Origin of the sequence: Pantoea sp. ME81 (assembly GCF_903970985.1) — a bacterium.
Lineage (GTDB): Bacteria > Pseudomonadota > Gammaproteobacteria > Enterobacterales > Enterobacteriaceae > Pantoea > Pantoea communis.
Genome location: NZ_CAJCKS010000199.1, coordinates 1 through 8,030 on the forward strand (window position 1 = coordinate 1; position 8,030 = coordinate 8,030).

Genomic DNA, 8,030 nt, shown 5'->3' on the forward strand with positions numbered 1-8,030 from the left:
AAGGGCGCTTTGTGAACTATGAAGTCGACCCGGTTGGCATGACGTTTCTGGTCAACTGGCTAGCCAAATATCGCGCGTTTTGGCCGACACGCATTGATGCCCTGAAAAGTTTGCTGAAGGATATGGACCAATGAGTGAAGCCGAAAAATCCAACGAACTGGTACAAGAGTATCAACTGGATGCGCCGCCGGAGAAAGTGTGGCGCGCTATCAGTATTGCGGAGTACCGGGAAGCCTGGCTACCCAACGCCGTATTAGCGGAGGCTGAACCTGTGGCCTGCGAACCTGGAAAATCGATCCATTACCGGTTACGTGATGACGCGCCACCTTACCTGAAGAGTGACGTGACGTTTCTGATCGCGCCCGATGACGTGGGTGGCACCCGATTGACTATTGTCCATCGCATCGATGAACTGAATTTGCAGGCCGCTAATGATGAAAATGGTCCATTGATGCTGGCGGCATAGCCTCGGGCTAATTTTTTTCGCGCGTCTTATTCCCAAAACGTACATTCCGGGCGGCCCGAAGGCCGCCAGCTTTACACGGGTTGATCAGCCTTATTCGCATCACGAGATCCTGCCGCGCCCGCACAAACTAACGCCAGCAGCACCATCACTAGCACCGGCAACATCGCCATGCGCAGACCCGCGTGTTCACCAATAAACCCCAGTCCTGGCGGTCCCACCAGAAAGGCCAGATAACCAAGCGTTGCGGCGATGGTCACGCGAATCGCGCTGTTTTTGCCATCGCCAGCTGCCGACACGGTCAGTGGGAAGCCGAGCGAAGCCCCAATCCCCCAGAACAGCACTGCCGCCGCCGCCAGCCATTGGTTGTTGGAGAAAATCACCATCGCCAGACCCAATGCGGCTGAGAATGCGCTGGCGCGTAATACCAGCACACGGCCCAGGCGATCCACCACATATCCGCCAAGGAAACGTCCCACGGTCATGCCCGCAGTGAAACCCGCGTACACCAGCGTGCTTTGCGTGTGATTAAGATTATGACCATCGATCATCAGTAACGGTAGCCAGTCATTGGCAGAGCCTTCTGCCAGCGCCATCGCCAAAATCACCACCCCAAGGATCAGCAGTTGGCGATCGCGCAGCTCGCGTCCGACCTGAGCGAGGAAGCCGCCGCTGTGCGCCTGTTCATGTCGTTCGCTGTCGCTGGTGGCGGGTAAATGACGCAGGGCTGCGGAGACAATCAGCAGATTCACCAGCACCACGAAGGCAAAGTGCCAGGTGATGCTGACATCCGCGGCTGTCATAGCAAGACCCGACAGAGCACCAATCAGCGTGCCAAAGCTAAAGAAGCCGTGAATGGTAGTCATGATCGATTTGCCAATCAGACGCTCAAACGCTGCGCCTTCAACGTTTATCACGACATCGATTAACGCTGTCCCTCCGCCCAGTAACACCAGGCTGGCGAAGACACCGTACGCGCTGTGCAGTAGAAGGGCAGCTAACATGACTGCGACGCCACTCAGCAGCAGCACAAAGCCATAACGCATGACACGGCTAGTGCCAAAGTGGGTGATGAGTTTGCCTGCCAGCAGAACGCATAACATTGAGCCACAGGAAAAGCCGAACAGGATCATGCCCATCATTTCAGTGGAAGCATGCAGAATATCGCGCATGTAAGGCGTACGACTCACCCACGAAGCCCAGGTGAAACCGGGCAAAAACATCAGGCCGTAGATCGCCCATTTACCGCGTAGCTGTTGCTGTAAATCCATATTCATCCCCATCCATAAATTATCGGAAAGGGTAACAGAAAGGCTCCCCGCGTGCGCGACGCGGGGAGAAGCAGTGATTAAAAACTCTGCCAGTCGGCGTCATTAACCACCGCTAAACGCTGTGGCTTGGGGTGCGATGGCGTACGGATGATGGTTTGTGGAACGTCAATGACATCGCTGACATGGAATTTACCGACCAGCTGATTCAGGTTACCCGCCTGCTCTTGCAGCGATTGCGAAGCGGCCGCGGCTTGTTCCACAAGGGCGGCGTTCTGCTGGGTAACATCATCCATCTGATTAACCGCTTGCTGCACCTGAACGATGCCCTGGCTCTGCTCCACGGCAGCCGCAGCGATCTCACTCACCAACTGACTCACCTGGTGAATGGCATCATTCATCACGTCCATATTGCGGCCCACATCACTGGCTTGCGTGGCACCCGATTCGGTCAAACGATGAGATTCCTCAATCAGCACTTTGATCTCGCGTGCTGCGTTGCTTGAGCGCTGAGACAGGCTGCGCACTTCACCGGCAACCACCGCAAAGCCTTTGCCGTGTTCACCGGCGCGCGCCGCTTCAACCGCCGCGTTCAAGGCCAGAATGTTGGTCTGGAAGGCGATACCTTCAATGATCGAGACAATCTCAGTTACTTTGCGCGAGCTGCCACGAATCTCGTCCATGGTCGACAGCATGGTGGTGAGCGAGGTTCCATTTTTCTCTGACAGCGCGCTGGCATTGGCTGCCAGCTGGCTCGCCTGCCGGGTGTTGTCCGCCGTTTGGCGCACCGTCTCACTGAGTTCCGTCATGCTGGCAGCCGTTTGCTCCAGCGATGCTGCTTGCTGTTCGGTGCGTGAAGAGAGATCTTCATTACCCGCTGAAATCTGCACCGAAGCGCTGCTCACGGACTGAGACGCTTTACGCACTGAAGAGAGGGCTTCAGAGACGCGCTGCATCAAAATATTGAAGGAGTGTGCCATATTGCCCACTTCATCTCGCCGGCTCTCATCGGCGCTTAAGGTCAGATCGAGGTTCTCGCTGGCCGCCAGCATGACCTTGCCAACCGCGCCCAAACTGCGGCGAATACGCATCACGGTAAACAGCGAGAAGAGACCGAAGATCACCACTGTCGCCGCGACACCTGCAACGGTGGCCCAAAAGACAAAATGGAAGGTGCTTTGATTGGTGGCGCGCAATGCGTCGCCCGCAGTAATATTGAGTGCCTGCTGAGTTTGATAATCAGCGATCATCTGACGAATGGCGGCACCCACACCACTATCTCCTTCCAGCAAACTCAGGCTCACTTCATTCTGGTGAGCACGTGACGCTGTGAGAAATGCAGGTAACTGCGATGCAACGCGCTGGATGTTATCAAAAGCGACGTTAGTCAGGCGTTTGTCTTCCTCATTCGAAATATCGTTTGCCATGTAGTAATCGGTCAGCGCTTTCAGTGCATTGATTTGCTCATCGATCTGTTTTTCTACGGCAGGCATGTTGCTGTCGTGAATCTGGCTCTGGTGTTTGTACAGCGTGATGGCCAGCTGGTTACTATGGTCGATCAGTTTGCCGATGTCCTTAATCGAAGGAATAGCGTTAGTTTGCACAAATTCAAAACGGTCCTGAAATCCTGACAGTAGCGAGAGCGCAAGAATCGCCTGCAGGATGATGGCGCCAAACAACATGGAAAGGGTCAGCAAGAGACGCTGGGAGATGTTCATCTAATTATCCTTAATCTAAAAGCACCCCTGGTTCAGGAAAATCAGGGAATAGGGCAGATTAATAACCATCGGCAGAATGCGAGATTTAGTTAATTATTTTTTAGCGAGGAGTGATGGGGATCGAAAAAATCGGGGTGAAGGTGCAACATTTTTAACCGATCAGGCACTAACGCACAGTACCAGTAAAAAGTAGTGATTCCTGATAACGGTGATAATCGTGCCGCTGTGAGGACTTCGCAGCGGCACGAGTTGACATTTATGGCCTTCTAAACAGCGCCATGCTGCGGCCTTCCAGTTCAAAATCCTTCTCTTTGGTAATCACCAGCCCTTTTTTAGCGGTATCGGAGGTGGTGAGTTCCAGCACCCAGCCGCCTTCGCCAAATTGTGGGATGCGGAAGGGCACGTTGCCTTCAAACGGATTGAACAGCATCAACACATCGTGCCAGATGCCCTCTTCGGTTTGCAGATCGGGACGACCGATATAGACGCCAAGCGTGCTGCCCTCATCCCATTGGTCTTCCTGCTGGAAGCCGCCGCCAGCGTTAAACCATTTTATGTCCATACCGTCGCGCCAGTTTTCACGGCGCAGCAACGGCTGTTTCGCCCTTAACGCCAGCAGATGGCGAGTGAATTCGCGTAAGGCATCCGCGGACTCCGGCAAGTTTTCCCAATGCAGCCAGGAGATTTCACTGTCCTGACAATATCCGTTGTTGTTGCCCATTTGGCTGCGGCCAAACTCGTCGCCCGCCAGCAGCATCGGCGTGCCGTGTGAGAACAATAACGTAGCCAGGAAGTTACGCTTTTGCCGCTCACGCACCGCGTTGATGCCTTCGTCATCGGTCGGGCCTTCCGCGCCGTAATTATAGGAGCGGTTATCGTTGTGACCGTCGTTGTTATCTTCACCGTTCGCGTCGTTATGTTTCTCGTTGTACGACACTAAATCGTTGAGCGTGAAGCCATCATGCGCGGTGAGGAAATTGATGCTGGCCCATGGACGACGGCCACGTTGATCATAGAGATCGCCTGAGCCGAGCAGACGTGCAGCAAAGTCGGTTGAGACGTTGTCGCCTTTCCAGTATTCACGCACCGTGTCGCGATACTTATCGTTCCATTCTGCCCAGCCTGGCGGGAAGCCCCCAACCTGATAGCCACCGGGGCCGATATCCCAGGGTTCGCCAATCAGTTTTAATTTCGACAGTACCGGGTCCTGCGTCATGGCATCAAAAAAGCCGCCACGCTGGTCGAAACCTTCCGGTTCGCGCCCGAGAATGGTACCCAAATCAAAGCGAAAACCGTCGATATGCATCGATTCCGCCCAGTAGCGCAGAGAATCCATCACCATCTGCAACACGCGTGGATGGGAGGTGTTCACGGTGTTGCCAGTACCGGTATCGTTGATGTAGTAGCGATGCTGATCCGGCAAGGTGCGGTAATAGGAGAAGTTATCGATGCCTTTGAACGACAGCGTCGGTCCTAATTCGTTACCTTCCGCCGTGTGGTTGTAAACCACGTCGAGGATCACTTCGATACCGGCGTCGTGGAAGGCACGGACCATGTCACGAAAGCCCTGAATGCCACGCGGGCCAAAGTAGCGCGAGGCCGGGGCAAAAAACGCCAGTGAGTTATAGCCCCAGAAGTTTTTCAGTCCTTTATCAAGCAAATGCTGATCGTCCGGAAACCAGTGCACCGGTAGCAACTCAACCGAGGTGACACCGAGGCTTTTAATGTACTCGACGGTGGCTTTGTTGCTCATGCCATCGTAAGTGCCGCGCATTTCAGGGGGCACTGCCGGGTTCAACTGGCTGAAGCCCTTAACGTGCGTCTCATAGATAACGGTCTGTGACCACGGGATAACGGGACGATTACGGTCCTGCCAGTCAAATTCGTTGGGATCGATCACCCGGCATTTTGGCGTAAAGGGCCCGCTGTCACGTTCATCGAAAGTCAGATCTTTATCTTCATGCAGCAGGTCGTAGGCAAAATGCGCATCGTTCCACTGGATATCGCCGCGCAGCTCACGAGCATAGGGGTCGAGCAGCAGTTTGTTGGCGTTGAATCGATGGCCGTTTTCCGGTTCAAACGGACCATGCACCCGGTAGCCGTAAAGTGCACCGGGCTGCAGACCGGGAATGTAGCCATGCCAGACTTCATGGGTATTTTCCGGCAGATCAAAACGCGCGATTTCGTGCTGACCGCTCTCATCGTAAAGACACAATTCCACACGCTCGGCGAACGCTGAAAACAGGGCAAAATTGACGCCCTCGCCATCATAATTTGCGCCAAGCGTTTGACCCGAACCCGCGATAATTTCTAAAGGCTTTGCGTTAGACATTCATTCCTCTCCATCAGATGAACAGAAATACAGGCTTGTTATTAACTGGCAATCAGCACCAGTGGCGCGTAAGGCGGTAAGTTATCTAAAGAAAGTTGTTCGTTAAGCGCTAAGGTTGCACCACTTAACAGATTGCGATAGTGCCGGTGGGCCAGTGACTCAGGTAAGGGAATGGACGTTTCAGCCCAGGAAGTGCCCTCCAGCATTAAACGAGGCGCCACAACGATGAGGCTGTTTTCACTGTCCTGTCGCGCATAGGCAATCAGGTGCTCTGGATGCGCGCCTGTGGCGTACAACGGTTGATAATCGCCGAAACGGAATAGCTGCGGCTTATCCAGGCGCAGGTGTAATAAGCATGCGATGACCTGCTGTTTGAGTTTGCCGCTGCGCCAGTCAGAGGGCTGAGTGAAATCAGGACGGCTGCGATCAACAAGTTGCGCCTCCAGCACGGCGTAATCGGGCTCACGGCGGTTATCGGGATCGACGAGGCTGAAATCCAGCGCTTCGCTGCCCTGATAAATATCCGGGACGCCTGGTGCGGTGAGCTTAATCACGGTCTGTGACAGGCTGTTAACCAGGCCGGCATCAACGAAAGGTTGAATGGCTGTGACGAAGTCCGTCAGGAATGCTGGGTTTTCTGCGGATAGCAGATGTTTTGCATATTCCAGCACCGCCTGTTCGTAGGTTTCGTCGCCATCCGCCCAGTCAGTACGAAGCTTGGCTTCACGCAGCGCTTTCTCCACAAACGGTAAAAAGCGTGCCTCAAGGATACGCAAACCGTCGTGGTCATCTGGTCGTAAGATCGTGGGCCACGCACCGGCCAGCGCCTGATACAGCATCCATTCTACCGCCGGTTCGGGGGCCGGGCCTTCGTTCAGGGTGAGCACTTTGGATTGATTCAGCTCCCGCCAGCGCGTGACGTTCTCTGCCCAGAGTGCGGGTGCTTCGCTCAGTGAATAGAGTCGGGCACGGGCATCTTCCCCACGTTTGGTATCGTGGGTTGACGTCGTCGAAAGTGCGTCGGGTTGATGATGTAACCGGGTTTGCATCTGCTGGTGGAAGTGTTCCACAGAGAAGGGGTGCGGCAGCGGTTCCGCGCCGACTTCGTTGATGGCAAGAATGGCGTGATTACGAAAGAACAGTGTGTCCTCGACGGATTTTGCCATCAACGGGCCGGTGAGCTGCTGGAAGCGGGTACGGAATTCAGCGGCATCCGGTTCACTTTGTTCCGATATCGCGCCCAGCAAAATGGCCTGCAGGAAACTCAATGCAGCGGGAAACGCACTGAACTTCACCGCTTCCAATACCTGTTGCAGAAGTGCTTCGCCCGCCAATGGCATGCCCGCCGGGCGACCGTAGGTGCGGTAAACCGGGAAGGCGATCAGCATCTCGCGCAGGGCGACATGCAACTCAGCTTCGCCGAAATTGCGCTGTTCTAAATGTGCCACCCCGGTCGCTATCGCCAGCAGGCGTGAAAATTCACCAGCGAAGTTACGGTCAACCATCAATTCACGGGCGGCGCGCAGACCAGCACTGACATCATTCCGCTCTTCGGTGACGGCTTCATAGGCCAGATGCAACGCATCAATCTGGGTATCGTCGATTAATGCATGTGAAAGCGCAGCGATAAACTCATAGCCAGTGGTGCCGGAGATCGGCCATTCAGGCGGGATCTGCTCCTCTTCCGCCAGAATCTTCTCCACCGTGATATAGCAATCTTCACCTGCGGCTCTGCGCAGACGCTGTAGATACCCCTGCGGATCGGCCAGACCATCAACGTGATCAACGCGTAAACCACTGACTGCACCGCTGTGAACCAGTTCCAGAATCAGTGCGTGTGAGGCGTTGAACACGGCTTCATCCTCGACCCGCACGCCGACCAGTCCGGTGATTTCAAAGAAGCGCCGGTAGGAGAGATCCTTTCGTGCATCGCGCCAGTTGATCAGCTGCCAGGGCTGCTGTTGATGCAATTCGGCAATCGCTGCGCGATCGTTGATGGCCAGCACCTCATCGGCGCGTCCTTGCCAACTGGCAGGCGTCAGCGGATAGAAGCTGTCGTAGTAAGCCAGCGCCGGATGGCCGGTTTGCGGATGGGGCTTAATGCTCAATTCGTCGTTTTGCAGCACGCGTTCAAAATCTTCGCCGAGGAACGGCAACGTCAGGCGACGCGACCAATCGATATCGAAATAGCGCGCATACTGACTGTTTTCGCCATGCTCAATCACATCGCGCCACCAGGCATTTTCCAG

At 54.9% G+C, this 8,030-nt stretch carries 5 protein-coding genes; 1 reads left to right on the plus strand and 4 read right to left on the minus strand.

Going from position 1 to position 8,030, the window contains the following annotated elements; translation table 11 throughout:
• Positions 1-130: 130 nt before the first annotated feature.
• Complete coding sequence (locus H7A81_RS23725; protein ID WP_182058899.1) at positions 131-466, plus strand: SRPBCC domain-containing protein; 336 nt, start codon at positions 131-133, stop codon at positions 464-466.
• Positions 467-537: 71 nt separating this feature from the next.
• Here H7A81_RS23725 and H7A81_RS23730 read toward each other — a convergent pair whose 3' ends face one another.
• The 4 genes from H7A81_RS23730 to treY all read right to left on the minus strand — a co-directional run.
• The gene (locus tag H7A81_RS23730) at positions 538-1,740 is read right to left on the minus strand and encodes an MFS transporter (protein WP_166936045.1); all 1,203 of its coding nucleotides are present in this window, start codon (positions 1,738-1,740) and stop codon (positions 538-540) included.
• 71 nt (positions 1,741-1,811) lie between these two features.
• Positions 1,812-3,449 carry a methyl-accepting chemotaxis protein gene (locus H7A81_RS23735; RefSeq protein WP_182058900.1) on the minus strand — a complete coding sequence of 546 codons (1,638 nt, stop codon included), beginning with the start codon at positions 3,447-3,449 and terminating at the stop codon, positions 1,812-1,814.
• A 256-nt stretch (positions 3,450-3,705) separates the two neighbouring features.
• Positions 3,706-5,781 carry a glycogen debranching protein GlgX gene (gene glgX / locus H7A81_RS23740; RefSeq protein WP_034822696.1) on the minus strand — a complete coding sequence of 692 codons (2,076 nt, stop codon included), beginning with the start codon at positions 5,779-5,781 and terminating at the stop codon, positions 3,706-3,708.
• 41 nt (positions 5,782-5,822) lie between these two features.
• Positions 5,823-8,030 (minus strand): malto-oligosyltrehalose synthase (gene treY, locus H7A81_RS23745; protein ID WP_182058901.1); only part of this gene is annotated, 2,208 nt, incomplete at its 5' end.